19 protein-coding genes are annotated in these 20,466 nt (G+C 45.5%); 14 read left to right on the forward strand and 5 right to left on the reverse strand.

Features of this window, described 5'->3' with window-relative positions; genetic code table 11:
• Nucleotides 1-229 precede the first annotated feature (229 nt).
• Complete coding sequence (gene cysS, locus M5X66_RS13225) at nt 230-1,618, reverse strand: cysteine--tRNA ligase (RefSeq protein WP_154600093.1); 1,389 nt, start codon at nt 1,616-1,618, stop codon at nt 230-232.
• Between the two features lie 300 nt (nt 1,619-1,918).
• Between cysS and ppiB the strand changes: the two genes are divergently transcribed.
• The 5 genes from ppiB (at nt 1,919) to M5X66_RS13250 (ending at nt 6,291) form a co-directional block, all read left to right on the forward strand.
• The gene (ppiB, locus tag M5X66_RS13230; RefSeq protein WP_006659258.1) at nt 1,919-2,413 is read left to right on the forward strand and encodes a peptidylprolyl isomerase B; all 495 of its coding nucleotides are present in this window, start codon (nt 1,919-1,921) and stop codon (nt 2,411-2,413) included.
• A gap of 11 nt (nt 2,414-2,424) precedes the next feature.
• Nucleotides 2,425-3,147, forward strand: a complete 723-nt coding sequence (gene lpxH / locus M5X66_RS13235) for a UDP-2,3-diacylglucosamine diphosphatase (protein WP_154637022.1) — start codon at nt 2,425-2,427, stop codon at nt 3,145-3,147.
• 169 nt (nt 3,148-3,316) lie between these two features.
• Nucleotides 3,317-3,832 (forward strand): 5-(carboxyamino)imidazole ribonucleotide mutase, encoded by a 516-nt coding sequence (gene purE, locus M5X66_RS13240; RefSeq protein WP_036952140.1) that lies wholly within the window; start codon nt 3,317-3,319, stop codon nt 3,830-3,832.
• A complete protein-coding gene (gene purK, locus M5X66_RS13245) occupies nt 3,832-4,917 on the forward strand; it encodes a 5-(carboxyamino)imidazole ribonucleotide synthase (RefSeq protein WP_270103641.1) in 1,086 nt (361 codons plus the stop codon). Before purE ends, purK begins: the two co-directional genes overlap by 1 nt.
• A 120-nt stretch (nt 4,918-5,037) precedes the next feature.
• A complete protein-coding gene (locus M5X66_RS13250) occupies nt 5,038-6,291 on the forward strand; it encodes an MFS transporter (protein WP_154609476.1) in 1,254 nt (417 codons plus the stop codon).
• A 108-nt stretch (nt 6,292-6,399) separates the two neighbouring features.
• Here the strand turns inward: M5X66_RS13250 and M5X66_RS13255 are convergent, their stop codons facing one another.
• From M5X66_RS13255 to ybbA, 3 genes are all read right to left on the reverse strand, one after another.
• Entirely contained in the window at nt 6,400-7,779 is a 1,380-nt protein-coding gene (locus M5X66_RS13255; protein ID WP_036952145.1) for an esterase-like activity of phytase family protein, read from the reverse strand.
• A gap of 232 nt (nt 7,780-8,011) precedes the next feature.
• Nucleotides 8,012-10,459: a putative ABC transporter permease subunit YbbP gene (gene ybbP / locus M5X66_RS13260; protein ID WP_270103642.1), complete on the reverse strand. Its 2,448-nt coding sequence runs from the start codon at nt 10,457-10,459 to the stop codon at nt 8,012-8,014.
• Nucleotides 10,456-11,142: a putative ABC transporter ATP-binding protein YbbA gene (gene ybbA, locus M5X66_RS13265; RefSeq protein WP_036952147.1), complete on the reverse strand. Its 687-nt coding sequence runs from the start codon at nt 11,140-11,142 to the stop codon at nt 10,456-10,458. Before ybbA ends, ybbP begins: the two co-directional genes overlap by 4 nt.
• Here ybbA and tesA point away from each other — a divergent pair.
• The 5 genes from tesA (at nt 11,110) to M5X66_RS13290 (ending at nt 14,978) form a co-directional block, all read left to right on the forward strand.
• On the forward strand, nt 11,110-11,745 hold the full coding sequence (gene tesA, locus M5X66_RS13270) for a multifunctional acyl-CoA thioesterase I/protease I/lysophospholipase L1 (protein WP_036952149.1): 636 nt from the start codon (nt 11,110-11,112) through the stop codon (nt 11,743-11,745). The two genes, ybbA and tesA, sit on opposite strands and share 33 nt — an antisense overlap.
• An 86-nt stretch (nt 11,746-11,831) precedes the next feature.
• Nucleotides 11,832-12,617: an SDR family oxidoreductase gene (locus M5X66_RS13275; protein ID WP_154609478.1), complete on the forward strand. Its 786-nt coding sequence runs from the start codon at nt 11,832-11,834 to the stop codon at nt 12,615-12,617.
• Between the two features lie 63 nt (nt 12,618-12,680).
• Complete coding sequence (locus M5X66_RS13280) at nt 12,681-13,538, forward strand: co-chaperone YbbN (protein ID WP_036952152.1); 858 nt, start codon at nt 12,681-12,683, stop codon at nt 13,536-13,538.
• A gap of 13 nt (nt 13,539-13,551) precedes the next feature.
• Nucleotides 13,552-14,502: an SPFH domain-containing protein gene (locus M5X66_RS13285; RefSeq protein WP_036952154.1), complete on the forward strand. Its 951-nt coding sequence runs from the start codon at nt 13,552-13,554 to the stop codon at nt 14,500-14,502.
• On the forward strand, nt 14,499-14,978 hold the full coding sequence (locus M5X66_RS13290; protein ID WP_108478322.1) for an NfeD family protein: 480 nt from the start codon (nt 14,499-14,501) through the stop codon (nt 14,976-14,978). Before M5X66_RS13285 ends, M5X66_RS13290 begins: the two co-directional genes overlap by 4 nt.
• Here the strand turns inward: M5X66_RS13290 and cueR are convergent.
• A complete protein-coding gene (cueR, locus tag M5X66_RS13295) occupies nt 14,932-15,342 on the reverse strand; it encodes a Cu(I)-responsive transcriptional regulator (protein ID WP_270103643.1) in 411 nt (136 codons plus the stop codon). The genes M5X66_RS13290 and cueR overlap by 47 nt on opposite strands.
• A gap of 117 nt (nt 15,343-15,459) precedes the next feature.
• On the opposite strand from cueR, the gene copA reads away from it, so the two are divergent.
• From copA to ybaK, 4 genes are all read left to right on the forward strand, one after another.
• Nucleotides 15,460-18,198 (forward strand): copper-exporting P-type ATPase CopA, encoded by a 2,739-nt coding sequence (gene copA, locus M5X66_RS13300; RefSeq protein WP_270103644.1) that lies wholly within the window; start codon nt 15,460-15,462, stop codon nt 18,196-18,198.
• A 144-nt stretch (nt 18,199-18,342) separates the two neighbouring features.
• Nucleotides 18,343-18,915 carry an HdeD family acid-resistance protein gene (locus M5X66_RS13305; protein WP_036952163.1) on the forward strand — a complete coding sequence of 191 codons (573 nt, stop codon included), beginning with the start codon at nt 18,343-18,345 and terminating at the stop codon, nt 18,913-18,915.
• A 189-nt stretch (nt 18,916-19,104) separates the two neighbouring features.
• A complete protein-coding gene (locus tag M5X66_RS13310) occupies nt 19,105-19,911 on the forward strand; it encodes a TraB/GumN family protein (RefSeq protein WP_036952165.1) in 807 nt (268 codons plus the stop codon).
• A 35-nt stretch (nt 19,912-19,946) separates the two neighbouring features.
• Nucleotides 19,947-20,426: a Cys-tRNA(Pro)/Cys-tRNA(Cys) deacylase YbaK gene (gene ybaK, locus M5X66_RS13315; protein ID WP_036952167.1), complete on the forward strand. Its 480-nt coding sequence runs from the start codon at nt 19,947-19,949 to the stop codon at nt 20,424-20,426.
• Nucleotides 20,427-20,466 lie beyond the last annotated feature (40 nt).

Below are 20,466 nucleotides of genomic sequence, written 5' to 3' on the forward strand. Positions count from 1 at the left end.
GCTTGCAAATTTAGCCGCTGCAGCCATAAAAAAACCCACCAAAAATAGATCCTTTTTAGTGGGTTTTATTCTTATTTGTTAAGCTAGTTAAGCTAGTTAAGCTAAATTCTCTAAATTATTCGAATTGTAGCAAGGCGCCAAAGGAGCTAATCCCTAGGAGCATACACAAGTATGTGACTAGGGTTAGCGAGTGCCGGCAACACAGCTACAGTTCGAAGAATGACGAGAATTATTTGCGACGCCATGTCGTACCGGCAGACGAATCCTCCAACACAACCCCCATCGCCGCTAACGCATCACGCGCCTGATCCGCCAGAGCCCAATCCTTACTTTGACGCGCATCATTACGCTGTTTAATCAACCCTTCGATTTTCGCGACTTCCGCATCATCTTCGCCTTGTGCTCCAGCTTGCAGGAAAGTTTCAGGATCTTGCTCTAACAGTCCCAGCACTTTTGCCAGTTCACGTAATTGAGCCGCTATGCCGTTCGCTGCATCCATATTTTCAGTTTTCAGGCGGTTTAATTCACGCGCCATATCAAACAACGCAGAATAAGCTTCTGGTGTATTGAAGTCGTCATTCATCGCTTCACAGAAACGATTCTTATACTCTTCGCCGCCTGCTGGTACAGCCGATTTATCCGTGCCGCGCAGCGCTGTATATAAGCGTTCTAACGCGGTACGCGCTTGCTTTAAGTTCTCTTCGGTATAGTTCAATTGGCTACGATAGTGACCTGAAAGCAGGAAGTAGCGTACAGTTTCCGCATCGTAGTACTCTAATACATCACGGATGGTAAAGAAGTTGTTGAGAGATTTAGACATTTTTTCTCTATCAACCATCACCATACCGGAATGCATCCAGTAATTAACATAGGGGCCATCATGGGCGCAGGTAGATTGCGCAATTTCATTTTCATGATGCGGGAACATTAAGTCAGAGCCGCCGCCATGAATATCAAAATGGTTGCCTAACTCTTTACTGTTCATTGCCGAACATTCGATATGCCAACCTGGGCGACCTAATCCCCACGGAGATTCCCAGCTTGGTTCACCCTCTTTGGACATTTTCCATAAAACGAAGTCCATTGGATTACGTTTTACATCAGCCACTTCAACACGGGCACCCGCTTGAAGTTGGTCTAAGTCTTGGCGAGATAATAAGCCGTAGTTTGGATCAGTTTTGACTTCAAACATCACATCGCCATTATCAGCAACATAAGCATGACCGCGCTCAATCAAGCTTTCAGTTAGCTCAATGATTTCATGAATATGGCGAGTGGCACGCGGTTCGCTGTCTGGACGTAGGATATTTAATGCATCAAAATCTTTATGCATTTCCGCTAACATGCGCGTAGTTAATTCTTCCACGCTTTCATTATTTTCAGCGGCACGTTTAATGATTTTGTCATCAATATCCGTCACGTTACGCACATAATTCAGGTCATAGCCTAAATAGCGTAAATAGCGGCTAATTGCATCGAAAGCCACAAAGGTACGACCGTGACCAATATGACACAAATCGTAAATGGTGATGCCACACACGTACATCCCAATCTTTCCAGCATGGATGGGTTTAAATTCTTCTTTTTGACGACTCAGTGTATTGAAAATCTGCAGCATCTTTTTATTTCCATTTTATTAGTACGTGTATATTTATCATACATCAGATTATCGCGATGTTGAGGATAAAATATCCAGATTCAACCTTACGAAAATAGCACGGTATTGAATCGCGATCACCCGAAGAAAGCAAGGTTAGCGCCTGACTTTATCGCCTGATTTATTAGGTCACTGTTATGGGATAACCTATTTTGCAAACACACTGTCGCTTCAAGTCAGGTTTTATCTGTGATATAAACTTGCTGATCTCAACGCTTTCGCAAGTTAGCGCATAAAAAACAATTATTCAGGATAGCTATTATGGTTACATTTCATACCAATCACGGTGACATCGTTATCAAAACTTTCGCAGACAAAGCACCTGTCACTGTCGAAAACTTTTTAACTTACTGCCGCGAAGGTTTCTACAATAATACCATTTTCCACCGTGTTATTAACGGCTTCATGATCCAAGGCGGTGGTTTTGAGCCAGGCATGAACCAAAAAGACACTAAAGCGCCTATCAAAAACGAAGCTAATAACGGACTGAAAAACAGCCGCGGTACATTAGCAATGGCTCGTACTAACGATCCACACTCAGCAACAGCACAATTCTTTATCAACGTCGCTGACAATGACTTCTTAAACTTCCGTTCAGAGCGCCCAGATGGTTGGGGTTACTGCGTATTTGCTGAAGTGGTTGAAGGTATGGACGTTGTTGACAAAATCAAAGGCGTTTCTACTGGTCGCAGTGGCTTCCACCAAGACGTACCTCGCGAAGATGTTGTGATTGAAAAAGTGACTGTCAGCGAGTAATCCCTGAATTTATGTCCACTTATATCATTGCAGATTTGCATTTAAGTGAAGATGAACCGGCGATCACCGCCGGTTTTCTTACATTTATTGAACAGCAAGCCATCCACGCCGACAGCCTGTATATTCTCGGTGACTTTTTCAATTATTGGATTGGCGACGATGATAATACCCTCTTGCATCAGCAAGTGGCTCAGGCTCTAAAACAGCTGAGTGAACGCGGTATCCCTTGCTATTTCATTCATGGCAATCGCGATTTTTTATTGGGTCAACGTTATGCAAAACAGTGCGGCATGACCATTTTGCCCCAAGAAACCCTACTTGAACTATATGATAAGCGTATTTTAATTATGCACGGTGATACCTTATGCACCGACGATGCTGCTTATCAGAACTACCGTAAAAAGGTCCATACTCCTTGGATCCAACGGGTATTTTTACTGCTACCGCTCTTTATTCGCCGCCGCATCGCACAAAAAATGCGTCGCAATAGCCAATATGCCAGCAGTATGAAATCCGAAGCCATTATGGACGTCAATTCCGACGCGGTGATTGATGCCTTAAACCGCCATCAAGCACAATGGATGATCCACGGACACACGCATCGCCCTGCTATCCACGAGATTAATCTCGGTGGTCAACTTCATTTTCGTGGCGTTTTAGGCGCATGGCACAGCGAAGGCTCAGCCTTTGTGATCAACGAAAACGGCGTTGAGCTTATTTTCTTTCCTTTTTAACATTCCTATCTTGATAAAGACACGCAGATAAATTGTTGGTCGTCAGTATGACTGTTTGCTTATTTTATAATCACGCAAACGTTTTCCTTACCTAATTACCGTGATATGATCGGGGCAATTCACATTCCCACCCTTAGGGTGATATTTTTCAATACAGGGATCACACCAAATGACTGCCCAAGTTCCTGCTCAATCTGCGGCAAAAATCGCCATTGTTATGGGTTCTAAAAGTGATTGGACAACCATGCAGCATGCCGCTGACGTGCTGACCGAACTGCAACTACCTTTCCATGTTGAGATTGTTTCCGCACATCGCACGCCAGACAAACTATTTTCCTTTGCTGAAAATGCTAAACAAAATGGTTTTGATGTGATTATCGCTGGTGCCGGTGGTGCCGCCCATTTACCTGGAATGTTAGCCGCAAAAACGCTGGTTCCCGTCCTTGGTGTCCCTGTACAGAGCGCTGCATTAAGTGGTGTCGATAGCCTGTATTCTATCGTTCAGATGCCAAAAGGCATTCCTGTTGGCACACTTGCCATTGGGAAAGCGGGCTCAGCTAACGCCGCACTGCTAGCAGCACAAATTTTAGCCAATCATGACAGCGAGCTATTCAATCGCTTATCCACATGGCGTGAAGCACAAACCAACGACGTATTAAATAACCCAGATCCGAGGGAAGCGTAATGAAACCGGTTTGTGTCCTTGGTAACGGTCAATTAGGTCGCATGCTGCGCCAAGCAGGTGAACCGCTGGGCATTTCTGTTTTTCCTGTTGGATTAGATGCAGAGCCTGAAGCCGTTCCTTATCAGCAAAGTGTGATCACCGCTGAAATTGAACGTTGGCCTGAAACCCCATTAACCAAAGAGTTAGCGCGTCATAATGCGTTTATTAACCGTGATATTTTTCCACGTTTAGCTGACCGCTTCCCACAAAAAAGCCTGTTCGACTCATTAAATTTATCGACGGCACCTTGGGCGCGATTAGAATCGCCAGACCAGTGGCCAGAATTTTTCGCCACTCTTGGTGATTTTTTAATCGTCAAGCGTAGAACTGGTGGCTACGACGGTCGTGGTCAATGGCGTGTTCGCCCTGGTGATGAACAAGCACTCCCTGCGGAAATTTACGGTGAATGCATCGTCGAGCAAGGGATCCCATTTGATGCTGAAGTCTCCGTAATTGGCGCCCGTAGCCAATCCGGTGAATCAGTGTTCTACCCAATCACCCATAATCTTCACCAAGAAGGGATTTTACGCACCAGTGTGGCTTTTCCTGATGCAAACCCTGTCCAGCAACAACAAGCACAGACGATGCTCAGTGCCGTGATGGATGAGTTAGGCTATATCGGTGTGATGGCAATGGAGTGTTTTGTGGTTGGTGATAAACTGCTGATCAACGAAATCGCCCCTCGCGTTCATAATAGTGGGCATTGGACTCAAAACGGTGCTTCCATTAGCCAATTTGAGCTTCATTTACGCGCGATTTTAAATTTACCGATGCCGACACCAGAAGTTTTCAGCCCTGCGGTGATGGTCAATTTAATTGGCACTGATGTTAACCAAGAATGGTTAAATCTGCCTTTAGTCCATTTACATTGGTATGAGAAAGAAGTGCGCCCAGTACGTAAAGTGGGTCACTTAAATCTGACTCATAGCGATGTTCATCAACTCGAAAATACCCTCGATAGTTTGATCCCAATGCTGCCAAATGAGTATAAAAGTGGCATTGAGTGGGCAAAAACAAAATTAGGCTGGTACTCTCGCCAAAAATAGGGAAAATAGCGCTATTCGTGCCCGAGAGTGATATTTCGGGCATTGTGCTATTTTTGCCCTACTTTTATAGTGATTACTTGTGAGTGATGACTAACTCACTAGGGCGCCACTGGAGTGCATATGCCAGAAACACAAGCCTCACCGTTTAGTCCGTTATACCAATGGTCAATTCTTATTCTCCTCGGACTGGTTTATTTCCTTGCTACCGCCACCACATTTACCTCATTAGGCGTAGTATTACCGAGCATGATCGGCGAATTAAAATGGAGTTGGACTGAGGCAGGCTTTGGTTTTACTTTACTTGGTTTAACCTGCGGTTTAGCGAGCTTTTTACCCTCATTGCTGATACGTAAAGTCGGTGTTCGTCTCACGCTACTTTTAGGCATGCTCGTGTTCTGCTCTGGCTTTTATAGCCTCTACTCCACCGAAGCTATCAGCACCTATTTCTTAGGTACCGCTTTGATTGGTATTGGGTTTACGCTATTAGCGACCGTTCCGGGTACCTATGTACTTTCTCGCCTATTTGAAAAACAATCTCTGGCATTTGGATTGTATTTCACGATTGGTGGATTGGGTGGCGTTGCAGGTCCTTGGATTTACTTCTACGCATCGAATCAATTAGGCTCTTGGCGAATGCACTGGGTACTATGTGCAGTTTATCTTAGCATTGTCACAATCATCACTATCTTGACATTACGTGAAGGGAAAAAAGAACAAGATCACGCCAAAAAAGTAATGCAAAAACAAGTTAGTCATGCGAATAAGCCTATTTATCGTACCGCTGAAGTTTGGACAGTTCGCCGCGCATTACGCACTTGGCAGTTCTATTTAATTGCTGCGACTTATACCTCTTTTTTATGGTGCGGTATTACAGTAAACAGTTTTGCAGTGGCGCACATTGAAGAGCGTGGATTTGGTATGACCATCGCGGTTTCTCTGCTAAGTACCATGGCGTTTGTAAATGCATTTTCGCGCTTCTTAGGCGGCGCGGCGGGTGAATGGTTGGAGCCGAAACGTTTACTGATTGGTAGCCTAATTATTATGGTGCTTGGCGTAGTGGCACTGAGTATCTCCACATCATGGTTCTGGCTGATTTTGTTCGTGATTTGCGTGGGTGTTGGCTACGGTATGACCTTCTTAGCGTCCAGTGTTTTACTGTCCAATTATTTTGGTCGCGGACCTTATTTAGAGTTGTTCTCCGTCGTCAATTTAATCTCAACCATTGCCTGTTTAGCGCCATTTATCGCAGGTGCAATTAAGGATATTACAGGCAGTTTTACCCCTGCATTTTTAACCATCGCAGCTCCTGTTATCGTGATCCTATTCTTTACTTTAATGATGAAGCCCCCTGCTTTAGAAGTAAAAAAAGATTAACCCCTAAAAAGAAAAACGCTCGGGGATAACCCGAGCAAATATCAAACCAAGGGAAAAACAAGGATCCATTTACACGTTCTACTTCTTACCGGTATAACTGATTACGCATTACTTCAATAATTCCGGTACTCTCAGCAAGATAAATTCATTATCATCCGCTTGATTAGGTTCACGACTGGAAGAGAATGGGTAGTTATTATCGTTACCGACAATAATATGTTCATTATCCACCACATCCACGTTTTCAATCGTAAAGAATGGGAAGGTAAATACCCCATCATTTAGCGGTTTTCTGGCTAGCTTGTTAGGGTCTTGGATGTTCATTAAGTCAACATAGGCTTGTTTATCCACTGCATCACCCACATTTTTATCTGAAAATTCAATGCGATAAATACGTTTGAATTTTGCTAAGTTGCTAAAGCAGTTTTCTTTGTTTTTTTCGCCTTCAGCGCACGCTTTATCCGCGGTGCCTTCCCCATTATCACGTTCGATAATCAAACCGTGAATGTCATCAATCAGGTTAAAATCACCGATGGCATTTTGATTATCTTCAAAAACATATAACCAACTGCGCCCAGTCCAATCTTGCTTTTTCACATCAAATTCAAGAATACGTGCCGCTTTTTTGCCGTTCACATTCTCATAGTCTTGTTTATCTTCTTGCCACAAAGCCCCTTCCAACATCGGATAAAGTTTGGAGCCATCCGGCGATGATGCCATTCCCTCAAAACCTTTTGAGCGATTGACTTGGAAAATCACTTTATCCGCAGGTTTACCCGGCGTTGTCAGTGTGTAGTGGTCAGGGGAAACGACTTTCTTGCCTTCAACTTGTGTTTCAAATAGCGCCAACACCTTGCCATTTAAATCCATTTTGATGAGATAAGGCCCAAATTCATCACCCACCCATAAGGCACCATCGGCAAATTGAAAACTTTCTGGATCAAAGTCACTTCCCGTCAAATAACGCTTTTCACTGCTTTCGTTAATAATATGAAAAGGAATAATTTTGTTGGGATCGTGGAAGAAAATTGTTTTCAACGGGTTGGCTTTCCCCGTTTTAAAATCAATATCATACTGAGTTAAATACAGCATAGAGTCAGGGGAATTCATTTTATTCCCAAAACCGTTATCTGTGAGCACCCAGTAGGTACCATCAGCCATACGCTTGATACCTGAATGACCTTGTAACGGTTGCCCCTTGATTGGAACAAACTTACCTGTTGGGCGCCCATCGGATTTTCCCTCCACTTTATTCAGTGTATCAACGCGGGTTCCTGTAGTGTATTTGCCACTATGTTGCATATCCGAAGGTGCATTTTCCGGCGTTGGTACTGTCGCATCCACCGATAAAATGGCATGCCCAGCAAGTGTGGCTGGCACTTGTTTCTGTGAAATTTGTTGAGCAACCCCTGCGGTGCTAAATGAGAGTAAACCAATTAATAAAGAAAGGGATGTTAGTTTGAAAGTTATTGGTGTAAGGCGAACCATTGTTATTTTCCTATTTCATACCATCAATAATTGATGGCGGAATCATAACCGTGGCGAATGAAGGTTTTGTGAAGGATTAGAGACAGTTCGTTTAACCAATCACACTAACAAAATAATATTTATTTGATGTCGGATACATCAACTTAAAAAATCTATACAGCGAAGCTCAAGCATCCGATTTTCATTTTTAAGTAGAATAGCCACCTTCGTGACTATTCTACTTTTTATACATTTAACCGTTCGATAATCGACGATGCTGATTGCCAGTGCCGATTAACCTCAGCCCCAGCCAACTGCCACACACCGATAACAAGAACCCAGCACAGAGCGGCAATAACACCCACAGGCGCCATTCTGGCTGCCACGGGAAATCAAAGACCTTAGTTTGCAGTAACCATAGTGCCACTTCAGCTCCAAATGCCGCGGCAAGCCCTGCCATTCCGCCGAGTAAGGCAAATTCACTCCATAAAGTACGGCGCATCAGTTTTTTGCTCGCACCTAGGGTACGATACACCACCAACTCACGCTCTCGTTGGCTCATACCCACTTGAATCTGTGCGAGTAACAATAATACGCCACAGAAAATCACCAAAACCACCATCACTTCTAAAGCTTGGCTTACCTGCTGTAAAATCTGCTGAATTTGCGTGATGATAGCGCCCGTATCCAACACATTAATAGTTGGGTACTGATGACTCAGCTGTGTTAACAACTGCCCATCGCCATCATAATGGAAGCTACTCAACCATGTTTCTGGCATTGGCGATAATGTTTCTTCCGCAAAAATAAAGTAGAAATTTGGGCGCAAACTTTCCCAATCCACTTTACGAATACTGCTCACTTTAGCCGTGAAAATCTGCGAGCCAGCATTGAACGTCAATTTATCGCCGATTTTTAGTCCTAACTCTTTAACGACAGTTTGCTCAATGGAAACTTCCCCCGCTTTTGGTGGCCAGCTCCCTTGCTCTAACTCGTTTGCAGGCGGCAATGTTGATTGCCACGTTAAGCTTAGCTCTCGCCTAACCGTATTATTATTGGGATCGCGAGCATCCGCCCACTCAATCGCAGACTGGTCATTAATTTCCGATAAACGCGCTAACACAACTGGATTAAACTCCGTTGGTGTAACCTCGTACTGTTTCAACAGCTGCGTAACAGGATCAAGCTGAGACTGAGTCATATTAATCAGAAAATAATTCGGGCTATCCGCAGGTAGCTGCTGTTGCCAGCGATCTAAAAGATCCCCTCGAACCAAAATCAACAATGCCAATAACATAAATGACAATGAAAATGCGCTCATCTGGGTAATAGTTTGCAATGGCTGACGCAATAAGCGGCTCACTGATAAACGCAGACTGAGCTGGCGAAACTGTACTTTTCTCAGCAACCACAACCCTAGCCAACCAATCAACGCAAGGAGCACCGCAACCACAACAATTCCCAGCAAGATTGACCATAATAGTGGGTTTACCCCTGCAAACAGGAATAACCCGCCGACCACTATCAACGTAACCACAGGCAGATAATAATACAGTGGCCAAATTGGTGATTTGGCATCTTCCCGTAATACACGAGAAGGTTGAGTACCCATCAATTGATAATAAGGACGGATCCCCACAATAATCGCGATAATAAACAGCGTTGCCACCGCCCAGATCCACGGCCAAAAACTGGCGCTCGGCAAGGCTTTAGGTAACATTGCCGACAATATCTGCATTAAAATGCCTTCAAAAGCCAGCCCCAGCAAAGACCCTAATAATGCCGCTGCCACTAAAATCACTAACCACTGACCAATGATCCACTTACGTAATGCACCTCGGTCTGCCCCCAAGGTCTTCAATACCGCTATCAGTTGGTGACGGCTTCGACAATAATGAGTCATCGACACCACCACCGCAGCAATCGCCAATAACAGCGTTAGCAGCACCGATAGCAGCAAAAACTGCTGAGCGCGCTTAAAGGTTTTCCCGACCGCACCGCTGTCATCATCCAAGGTATACCAGCGCTGATCGCTACGTAACTGAGCATCATATTTCTCTTTAAATGCATCAATCCCTTGGCGAGAACCCGCAAACATATCGCGATACGTTAAACGGCTTCCCACTTGAATAGCCCCAGTTAATGGCGCATCTTCAATCGAGATCAACACCCTTGGCGCAATTTGAAAGGGGTTAAAACCACTATCAGGTTCCTGAATTAACGTTCCTGAAATCGTAAACGTCCCATCGCCGATATCAATCTGTTCGCCAACCTTTAAGTTCAGTAATTCCAATAATCTCGGGGCAACGAGAATATGCCCTTTAGTGGGTTTTAATCCCGCAGGCTCGGCCACTAAGTCACCGTATAGTGGATAACTCGCATCCGCCGCTTTCACTAACACTAACTGCGGGCGCCCTTCTTCATCAGCGGTAGAATACGCCATAGTTGAAAATGAAATTTGCTGGCTCAATGTCAGGCCTGCTTGCTGCGCTGCGGCAAGCCATGTTGGCTCACTCGGATGGGAAGAACGCAGCACCAAATCCCCCGCGAGTAGCTCTTGGCTCTGATAGCTCATGCTATTTTCAATGCGATCGCTGATCCGCCCTAACGCCAGCACACAGGCGACTGCCAAGGTTAATGCTAACCACACAATCAACAGAGACGGCGTTTTCCATTCACGCCAAAACCAGCGCCAAATCATGACTCTTCCCTCAATTGCCCATCAACTAACCGTAATCGACGTTGGCAACGGGCGGCTAACTCATTGTCATGGGTAACCAAAATCAGCGTAGTACCGTGCTCTTTATTCATCGCAAATAACAAATCGGCGATTTTATCCCCCGTATGGCGGTCAAGATTTCCTGTAGGTTCATCAGCAAATAAGATTTGAGGCTGACCATTAAACGCCCGAGCCAATGCCACACGCTGCTGCTCACCGCCTGAAAGCTGAGCTGGCATATGTTTTAAGCGATTTCCTAACCCTAAATCCGTCAGTAAGCTCACCGCCTGCTGATGACTCTTGGTTTCTGATTCACCGCGCAGTAAAGAAGGCAATTGGACATTTTCAAGGGCGTTCAGCGTTGGAATTAACATAAAAGATTGGAAAACAAAGCCGACACTTTGCGCCCGTAATCGCGCCCGAGCTTCTTCGTCCATGGTCGTTAAGTCTTGATCAAGCAACTTCACGGTGCCGCTAGAGCCATCATCCAACCCAGCAATAATGCCTAATAAGGTGGACTTTCCTGAACCTGACTCACCAATTAAAGCAATTGTCTGACCAGACTCGACAATTAGCTCGACTCCTTGCAATATAGTCAGTTCATGTTCACCTTGACCAACACGTTTAATGAGATGATGAACTTCAAGAATATTTTGCGCCGACATATATTGGTTTTTCTCCTGTTAGTTACCGCTAGTGGACAAACACTCGCTGCAACGAAACTATTGATCCTCGGCGATAGTCTTAGTGCAGGCTATCGAATACCCGCCGAGCAAGCTTGGGCAACATTACTTGCCGAACGTTGGCAAAAAAAGTCGCCACCGATTTTAGTTATTAATGGCAGTATTAGTGGAAATACCGCCTCTCAAGGGTTAGAACGTCTCCCCACTCTTCTAGCCCAGCACAAACCTGACTGGGTGCTGATTGAGCTGGGAGCTAATGATGGTTTGCAAGGGCTATCTGTTGAACAGTTAGGTATAACATTACAACAGATTATCGACCAAATAGAGCAAAATGGTGCTAAACCGCTCTTAATGCAAATTCGTATCCCGCCAAACTATGGTAAACGCTACACATCCAGCTTCGAAAAAGTGTACCCAACGCTGGCTGAAAAAAATAACCTTCCGCTGATCCCATTTTTTATGGAAAGCGTGATCACCAAACCGGAATGGATCCAACCTGATGGTATTCATCCCACTGAGCAAGCCCAGCCCACGATTGCAGATTTTATGGAAAAACAGCTATCGCCCTATTTATTAACCAAATAATGTTATTAGCCAAATAAATTTGCTAGGTAAATAAATTATAATGAACCAATATGATAGCGAACATTTAGCCCAGAGTAGGTAAAGTTATGCAAAAAACGGTATTAGTGACAGGGGCGTCAAGTGGCATAGGGTTGTGCGCTGCGCAGACTTTAAAACAGCGTGGTTATCATGTGATAGCCACCTGTCGAAAACAGGCTGATATTGAACGATTACAATCACTTGGCTTCGAAACCGTGACGTTAGATTTAGATGACCCAGTAAGTGTTGAGACCGCTGCTCAGCAGGTTCTGACGCTCTGTAATGGAAAACTTTTCGGATTATTCAATAACGCCGGATTCGGGGTATATGGCCCATTGAACACCGTGAGCCGCCAGCAATTGGAATCCCAATTCTCCAGTAATTTTTTCGGAGTTCACCAATTGACCTTCCTGCTGCTTCCCGCCATGCTGCCACACCATGAAGGTCGTATTGTGCAAACTAGCTCCGTGATGGGCATTATCTCAACGCCAGGTCGTGGAGCCTATGCCGCCAGTAAATACGCGTTGGAAGCTTGGTCAGATGCATTGCGTTTGGAATTACAAGGCTCTGGTATTCACGTCAGCTTAATTGAGCCCGGTCCCATCCACAGTGCCTTTACCCAAAATGTGGCGCAAACTCAGCAAGATAAGCCAGTTAAAAATCCGGGGATTGCCGCAAAATTTACGTTATATCCTGAAGATGTGGTCAAAAAATTGATTTTGGCATTAGAGAGTCCGCGTCCACGTGTACGCTACTCTGTCACATTATTAACGGTTTTTGTGCGTATACTAAAACGTGTATTACCCGATAAGCTAATGGACAAAGTCCTCGCGGGTCAGGGCAAGAAAGATTGAAAAAACAGAACTAAGCCCCCATTTCATTGACATGATTAATAACGAATTTTAAAGAGACTGTTTATGTTAGCTAACGCACAAATTATTGATATTAACGAGACCAACCTACACCAGACCATCGAACAATCCATGAACATGCCTGTCATGTTCTACTTTTGGTCACCACGCAGCCCTCAAAGCTTAGAATTCACCAGCATGTTAGAGCGTATTGCTCAAGACTACGCAGGGCTATTTATCCTCGCAAAAGTTAACTGCGATGAAGAACAAATGATCGCCAGCCAGTTTGGCTTAAAAGGCGTTCCAACGGTTTATGTGCTGCAAAATGGTCGCCCAGTTGATGGCTTCGAAGGTCCACAGCCTGAAGAAGCTGTGCTGCAAATACTCTCTCGCGTATTACCAAGCCCAGAAGAGTTAAAAGCTGCGCAAGCCGCTGAATTAGTGGCGGAAGGCAAACTTCAAGAGGCTCTGCCATTACTAAAAGAAGCCAACCAACTTGCGCCTAAAAACAGCGATATCACGTTCTTATTAGCTGAAGTGCAAATTGGTCTACATTTAATTGATGATGCAGAAGCCTTGTTAGCTACCGTGCCAATGCAAGATAAAGACAGCCGTTATCAAGGATTAGTGGCTCAAATCGAATTAACCAAGCAAGCTGCGGATACCCCAGAAATTCAGCAGCTGATAAAAGAATTCAATCAAGATCAAGAAAATACTACGTTAGCCGTTCAACTGGCGTTAAAGCTTCACGAAGTCAATCGCAATGAAGAAGCGTTAGACATGCTGCTCACCTTCTTACGCAAAGACTTAAACGCAGGGGATGGCGCAATCAAAAAAACCATGATGGATATCATGTCAGCAATGGGAACAGGTGATGCACTTGCGAGCAAGTTCCGTCGCCAAGTTTATTCATTACTTTACTAGTTAAGGATTACCTATGGATTTGTTCGCGTCTGGTGCACTACCAGTTGTTATTCTTGTCATTATTGCTGTTGTTATCGTTACCACCTGCGTAAAAACGGTACCGCAAGGCTTCCAGTGGACAGTTGAGCGCTTTGGGCGTTATACCCGCACTTTACAGCCGGGTTTACACCTTTTAGTGCCATTTATGGATAAAATTGGTCGCCGTATCAATATGATGGAGCAAGTCCTTGATATTCCATCCCAAGAAGTTATCTCCCGTGATAATGCCAACGTGACCATTGATGCAGTCTGCTTTATTCAAGTAATTGACCCTGTGCGTGCGGCGTATGAAGTCAGCAATTTAGAATTATCCGTTCTGAACCTGATCATGACTAACATCCGTACGGTTCTTGGGGCGATGGAGCTGGATGAAATGCTCTCCCAGCGTGATTCTATCAATGGTCGCTTACTGCACGTAGTGGATGAAGCCACCAACCCGTGGGGCGTAAAAATCACCCGTATTGAAATTCGTGATGTCAAACCGCCAAAAGAACTGGTCAGTGCGATGAACGCCCAGATGAAAGCAGAACGAACCAAACGTGCCGATATTCTGGAAGCGGAAGGTATTCGTCAAGCGGCTATCTTAAAAGCGGAAGGTGAAAAGCAGTCGCAAATTTTGAAAGCGGAAGGTGAACGTCAATCTGCCTTCTTACAAGCAGAAGCGCGTGAGCGAGCGGCTGAAGCAGAAGCCAAAGCGACTCAAATGGTTTCTGAGGCGATCGCCGCCGGTGATATGCAGGCTATCAACTACTTTGTGGCACAAAAATACACTGACGCCCTTACTAGCATTGGCTCGGCAGAAAATAGCAAAGTGATCATGATGCCATTAGAAGCCAGCAACTTAATGGGCGCGATTGGTGGGATCACTGAACTCATTGGCGAAAGCAAAAAAATGGGTGCAAGCAAAAAGCAGGCTAAAGAATGATAGAATTTATCAGCACTCAACCCGTCTGGTTTTGGCTATGTCTTGGGGGATTACTGCTGATTGCTGAACTTCTTGGTACAGGTGGCTACCTACTTTGGTCCGGCATTGCCGCCGTCACCGTTGGGGTGCTCACCTTTGCATTGCCATTCCTCAGTTGGGAATGGCAAGGTATCTTATTTGCGGTATTTACCGTCGTTTCTGCGATTTTATGGCGAAAATGGCTCAGCCACCGCAAAGCCAGCCGTGCCGATGATGTCAACCAAATCAGCCACCAGCTGGTTGGTGTTAGAGCACGCTTGCTAACTGATACCGAAGAGGGGTTTAGCCGCGTGCGCCTCGCCGATGGCAGTTGGCGCATATACAGCGACGTCCCATTAAAAGCGGAAGCTGAAGTGGAAGTAACCGCCGTAGACGGAAACACCCTAAAAGTTAAGCCTTACCATGGTGACAACAGCCACGCGCCAGATGATCAATAATCGGGCAGTCTGCCCCTTCATCACCGGGGCAGACATCCACTAATTCTTGTAACGTATCCCGAATAGCCGACAGCTTTAAAATCGTCTGCTGAATTTCATCAATTTTCGCTATCGTCGCACTTTTCACATCCGCACTGTGGCGGCTTGGATTACGAAACAATCCCAGCAACTCCCCGCACTCGTCCAGCGTAAACCCCACATCTTTAGCTTGTTTTAAAAGCATCAGCTCATCGAGATGTCTGACTTGATAATAGCGATAACTATTATCCCCGCGTTCCGGTGGTGTGATCAGCCCTTTATCTTCATAAAAGCGAATTGCTTTCGCAGTCAGACCGGTTTTTTTGGCAATTTCACTAATATTCATAATTCCCCTTGACCTTCCCCTTGTGGGAAGGTTTAACCTTAATTACATAGCGGATTATAGACTGATTTTGTGTACAAATTATAGCCCCTCATTATGAGAAGGCCCGGAGAATCAAAAATGAAAATAATTCTATCCTTACAAGGTTTGAGCTGCATGCATTGCGTCGGCTCCGTGACAAAAGCACTGCAAGCACGCCCTGATGTTGAATCAGTCAACGTCACGATTGATTACGCGGTGATTGAAAGCAGCGCTAGCGTCGAATCCCTCATTCAAACCATTGTCGATGCAGGCTATGAAGCCACTGAAGCAACTGCGCCAAATGTAGAGTTACAACTCTCTGGCTTAAACTGTATGAAATGCGCAGGGAAAACTCAGCAAGCATTAGAAGCTGTTGAAGGCGTTGCTGCCGCGGTAGTAGATACTCAACAGGCTAAAGTTTATGGCACTGCCTCTACAACCGATTTAATCGCCGCGGTAGAAGGCGCAGGATTCCACGCAGAACTTGCCCAAGAAGGTGCTAGCTCCCCAAAAACTGAGCCGCTGAAAACATCAATTGAACAGCCGGAAACGGGTTCAGCGGCAGTTTGTGATATTCCGGCACAAGAGTCTGACCTTGGCGAACAGCCTGACATTGCCGTGACCGATGACAGCATTCAATTATTACTCGATGGCATGACCTGCGCCAGCTGCGTCAGTAAAGTGCAAAAGGCACTTAATAGCGTACCTGGCGTGGAAAATGCACGAGTGAACTTAGCGGAACGCAGTGCGTTAGTCACTGGAACCGCGAAGCCCGATGACCTCGTCGAAGCGGTCGTAAAAGCAGGTTATGGCGCTGAAATCATCCAAGATGAAGCTAAGCGTCGTGAACGCCAGCAAGAAGTGGCTCAAGCGAATATGCGCCGCTTCCGTTGGCAATCTGCGCTAGCCCTTGCTTTAGGTGTGCCCGTGATGATTTGGGGGATGATCGGCGACAACATGATGTTAAGCGCTGATAACCACAACATTTGGCTCACTATCGGGGTATTAACGCTGCTGGTGATGATTTTTGCCGGTGGGCATTTTTATCGCAGTGCATGGCAAAGCTTAAAAAATGGCAGTGCCACCATGGATACCTTGGTTGCCTTAGGTACTGGGGCAGCTTGGCTCTATTCGATTGTCGTCAATATTTGGCCTGAGATGTTCCCAGAACAAGCTCGCCATCTTTATTACGAAGCCAGCGCCATGATCATCGGTCTGATCAACTTAGGTCATGCCCTTGAGCAGCGCGCACGCCAGCGTTCCTCCAAAGCCTTAGAGCGATTATTGGATTTAACGCCGCCAACGGCCCGCGTTGTCACCGAGCAAGGGGAAGTTGATATGCCCCTTGCTCAAGTGAAACAAGGCATGGTTTTACGCTTAACCACAGGGGATCGCGTCCCTGTCGATGGTGAAATCATTGAAGGCGAAGTGTGGCTGGATGAAGCGATGCTAACGGGTGAACCTATCCCGCAGCAAAAAAGCCGTGGCGATGCAGTACACGCAGGAACCGTTGTGCAAGACGGTACCGTGTTATTCCGCGCCGCCGCAGTGGGTAGCCAAACCACGTTAGCGCGTATTATTTACTTAGTACGCCAAGCGCAAAGCAGTAAACCGCAAATCGGGCAATTGGCTGACCGAATTTCGGCGGTGTTTGTCCCGGTGGTAGTGGCTATTGCAGTGATTTCAGGGGCAATTTGGTATTTCGTGGGTCCCGCTCCACAAATTACCTACGCGCTGGTTATCACGACCACGGTACTGATTATTGCCTGTCCGTGTGCCTTAGGTCTTGCAACGCCGATGTCGATTATATCTGGTGTCGGTCGCGCCGCAGAGTTTGGGGTATTGGTGCGTGATGCCGATGCCTTACAGCAAGCGAGCGAGCTCGATACCATCGTCTTTGACAAAACCGGTACCTTAACTGAGGGTATGCCACAAGTTACTGATATTCACCTGTTCAACGGTTTTAATGAGTCACAAGCTCTGCAATTTGCGGCGTCCCTCGAGAGTGGTTCTAACCACCCGCTGGCTCGTGCAATTGTTAGCCGAGCAAAAGGGCTAGATATTGTTGTCAATCAGCAATTTAGAACTTTGGCTGGATTAGGTGTCACCGCGGTTGTTGAAGGTAAAACAGTTTTACTGGGCAATCAAAAACTGCTGGCTGAAAATCAGATTGATACCCGTGAAATCGATGAAACGCTCCACCAGCAAGCATCTCTTGGGGTCACACCAGTGCTATTGGCGGTTGATGGTCAGATTGCAGCATTGCTGTCTATTCGCGACCCATTACGTGAAGACAGTGTTAGCGCCCTCGCCCGTCTGCATAAACAAGGCTTCCGCTTAGTAATGTTAACCGGGGATAACCCAGTCACAGCCAAAGCGATCGCCAAAGAGGCTGGCATTGACGAAGTGATTGCGGGAGTGATGCCAGACGGAAAATCTGCGGCGATTGAAGCTTTGCAAGCCAAAGGTCATAAAGTAGCAATGGTGGGTGATGGTATCAACGATGCTCCTGCTCTCGCTCGTGCTGATGTCGGGATTGCCATGGGGGGCGGCAGTGATATTGCGATTGAAACTGCGTCAATTACCTTAATGCGCCAAAGCCTACACGGCGTTGCCGATGCAGTGTCTATCTCCAAAGGGACTCTGCGTAATATGAAACAGAACTTGTTTGGAGCCTTCGTGTATAACTCGCTAGGTATTCCGATTGCCGCTGGTATTTTATACCCAATTACTGGCACGTTATTGAACCCTGTAGTGGCAGGAGCCGCCATGGCGCTCTCTTCCATTACCGTGGTCAGCAATGCCAACCGTTTATTACGTTTCAAACCTGAAAAATAGCCTTATCAAGCCACCTTTACACCTTAAAGGTGGCTTTTCCAACATTTTGACTCAACGCAATAAATCGCCCGAATACCTCAGTGCCTTCATCATTCCTGTTCTATAATTAAGTGATTCTAATTATTTTCACTGTTTGAGGGTTCCATGTTAAATATTAATCGCGAAAAGCTCACCAACTTAGCCAATGGTGACGTGAAAAAGCAACGTAATATTTTGGCGGTTCTCGCCGTGTTATTACTGCTAGGTGGTATCGCCTGTTTAGCTAATCCAGTTGCCTCTGGTATTGCCGTCAGTGCTATTGTGGGCGTGCTATTAATCTTAAGTGGCGTCGGTGCCATTGTGAGCATCCTGAGCACCACTATCTATACGGGCTGGTCTCGCCTCTTTGGGTTTGTCATCGGGATTATTTACTGCATCGTCGGTTATGCATTTATCAAAGAGCCTTTACAGGGCTTAATCGCCATGGCAATGGTGATTGCGGCGCTGTTTATTATTGGCGGGGTAATGCGCCTATATGCCGGTATCCAACAAATTAAATCTGCAGGTGGTTGGATGCAGATTATCATCGGGGTTCTGGACTTCTTTATTGCTTACTTATTAATTGGCAATGGTCCTATTACCTCGATTGCGCTGTTAACCGCATTAATCGGTATCGAATTAATTTTCAGTGCGTTTGGTTTATTCTCTCTATTAAGCCTATTAAAGCGCAAAGACTAATTTGCATAATGACTCACACAATATAATAAATAGCGCCTGATGATGAGGCGCTATTTTTTTATCTGCAATTCGTCTGCTTAGTGATAGGCAATATTTTAGTCATAGACCGTATCGTGCGGTGTGATTCGCAAATTCCTACAAGATTGTTTACTCTGTTTATCTCAGTCGTTAAATCAGGATAAATATCAGATGGGAAAACTACTCGAAAACTTAAAAAGTTGGCTGCACCGGGGAGTGGCTCCGAATTATCCTTATCCAGCTGTTGATGTTCGCTTACCTAATAATATAAAGCTGCACATTGTCGGCAGTATTCATATGGGAACCGAAAATATGTTTCCCTTATCCGCAACCTTGCTCGATAAAATCAACCACGCAGATGGGCTGATTGTTGAGGCGGATATCACGCAAGCAAACTCACCTTTCCCTACGTCTACAGCCTTGATAGCACCGATTTCCCAGAGATTAACGGACGCTGAGTTTGCCCTGTTTTTACAATACTGCCAAGAGATACGTCAATCCCCCACTCAGTTTGACCATCTTCCCTCTTGGCAAGTCGCCCTGACGATGCAAGCCACACAAGCGCAGTTATTGGGTTTACGAGGTCACTATGGAATTGACTACCAACTGATCCATAACGCACTAGCCCAAAATAAGCCCATTATTGAGCTAGAAGGTGTAGACTCCCAAGTGCAATTACTGCTCGATTTACCCGATGATGGCTTGCCATTATTGCAAGATACCCTAATTCATTGGCGCGCCAATGCCCGCTCCTTGCAAACCATGATTAGCTGGTGGCTGGATTTTCAACCGGAAAATTGCGTTACATTACCGAATACCTTCAGCGAAGGGGTTTATAATGTGCTGATGACTCAACGCAATCAGGAATGGGCGAGAAAACTGAAAACCTTGCCTGCGGGTAATTATGTGGTCGCCGTAGGCGCACTGCACTTGTTTGGTGAACAGAGCTTAATTGATTATTTACGAAACGATAATTGATCAAATCCAGTCATTGAAAAAGAAAAGGAATAATTATGACTCCGGCAGTAAAATTACTGGAAAAACAAAAAATTAAATTCACGCTACACCCTTATGATCACGATCCCAATGAGAGTAATTTTGGTGATGAAGCCGTCCAAAAATTAGGCTTAGATGCCAAGCAAGTCTTCAAAACCTTATTAGTCGCGCTTAATGGCGATCAAAAAACCTTAGCGGTGGCTGTCACTCCAGTTTCTGGGCAGCTCGATCTCAAATCTGTTGCTAAGGTATTTAAAGTCAAAAAAGTCGAAATGGCCGATCCGCAAATTGCCCAAAAAACCACGGGGTATTTGCTAGGAGGGATCAGCCCATTAGGTCAGAAAAAACGCCTTCCGACCGTGATTGACAGCCAAGCTCAAGAATTTACGACTATGTTTATTTCCGGTGGCAAGCGCGGTTTGGATTTAGAACTCGCCCCAAGCGATCTGGCAAGTGTACTAAATGCCAGCTTTGCGGATATTAAAAAAGAATCGTAAAAAACAAAAAGCCCCAATTAAGGGGCTTTTTCACACTCAT

It is taken from the genome of Providencia sp. PROV188 (assembly GCF_027595165.1).
In the GTDB taxonomy this organism is placed as follows: domain Bacteria; phylum Pseudomonadota; class Gammaproteobacteria; order Enterobacterales; family Enterobacteriaceae; genus Providencia; species Providencia lanzhouensis.

What these genes read in the sequence shown, in the direction of transcription:
- M5X66_RS13280 (WP_036952152.1), top strand. Translation starts at nt 12,681, where the DNA reads ATGTTAGCTAACGCACAAATTATTGATATTAACGAGACCAACCTACAC.
- cueR (WP_270103643.1), bottom strand. Translation starts at nt 15,342, where the DNA reads ATGAATATTAGTGAAATTGCCAAAAAAACCGGTCTGACTGCGAAAGCA.
- purK (WP_270103641.1), top strand. Translation starts at nt 3,832, where the DNA reads ATGAAACCGGTTTGTGTCCTTGGTAACGGTCAATTAGGTCGCATGCTG.
- M5X66_RS13305 (WP_036952163.1), top strand. Translation starts at nt 18,343, where the DNA reads ATGTTAAATATTAATCGCGAAAAGCTCACCAACTTAGCCAATGGTGAC.
- M5X66_RS13290 (WP_108478322.1), top strand. Translation starts at nt 14,499, where the DNA reads ATGATAGAATTTATCAGCACTCAACCCGTCTGGTTTTGGCTATGTCTT.
- tesA (WP_036952149.1), top strand. Translation starts at nt 11,110, where the DNA reads ATGATGAACTTCAAGAATATTTTGCGCCGACATATATTGGTTTTTCTC.
- ybbP (WP_270103642.1), bottom strand. Translation starts at nt 10,459, where the DNA reads ATGATTTGGCGCTGGTTTTGGCGTGAATGGAAAACGCCGTCTCTGTTG.
- cysS (WP_154600093.1), bottom strand. Translation starts at nt 1,618, where the DNA reads ATGCTGCAGATTTTCAATACACTGAGTCGTCAAAAAGAAGAATTTAAA.
- ybbA (WP_036952147.1), bottom strand. Translation starts at nt 11,142, where the DNA reads ATGTCGGCGCAAAATATTCTTGAAGTTCATCATCTCATTAAACGTGTT.
- M5X66_RS13285 (WP_036952154.1), top strand. Translation starts at nt 13,552, where the DNA reads ATGGATTTGTTCGCGTCTGGTGCACTACCAGTTGTTATTCTTGTCATT.
- ppiB (WP_006659258.1), top strand. Translation starts at nt 1,919, where the DNA reads ATGGTTACATTTCATACCAATCACGGTGACATCGTTATCAAAACTTTC.
- M5X66_RS13310 (WP_036952165.1), top strand. Translation starts at nt 19,105, where the DNA reads ATGGGAAAACTACTCGAAAACTTAAAAAGTTGGCTGCACCGGGGAGTG.
- ybaK (WP_036952167.1), top strand. Translation starts at nt 19,947, where the DNA reads ATGACTCCGGCAGTAAAATTACTGGAAAAACAAAAAATTAAATTCACG.
- lpxH (WP_154637022.1), top strand. Translation starts at nt 2,425, where the DNA reads ATGTCCACTTATATCATTGCAGATTTGCATTTAAGTGAAGATGAACCG.
- copA (WP_270103644.1), top strand. Translation starts at nt 15,460, where the DNA reads ATGAAAATAATTCTATCCTTACAAGGTTTGAGCTGCATGCATTGCGTC.
- purE (WP_036952140.1), top strand. Translation starts at nt 3,317, where the DNA reads ATGACTGCCCAAGTTCCTGCTCAATCTGCGGCAAAAATCGCCATTGTT.
- M5X66_RS13255 (WP_036952145.1), bottom strand. Translation starts at nt 7,779, where the DNA reads ATGGTTCGCCTTACACCAATAACTTTCAAACTAACATCCCTTTCTTTA.
- M5X66_RS13275 (WP_154609478.1), top strand. Translation starts at nt 11,832, where the DNA reads ATGCAAAAAACGGTATTAGTGACAGGGGCGTCAAGTGGCATAGGGTTG.
- M5X66_RS13250 (WP_154609476.1), top strand. Translation starts at nt 5,038, where the DNA reads ATGCCAGAAACACAAGCCTCACCGTTTAGTCCGTTATACCAATGGTCA.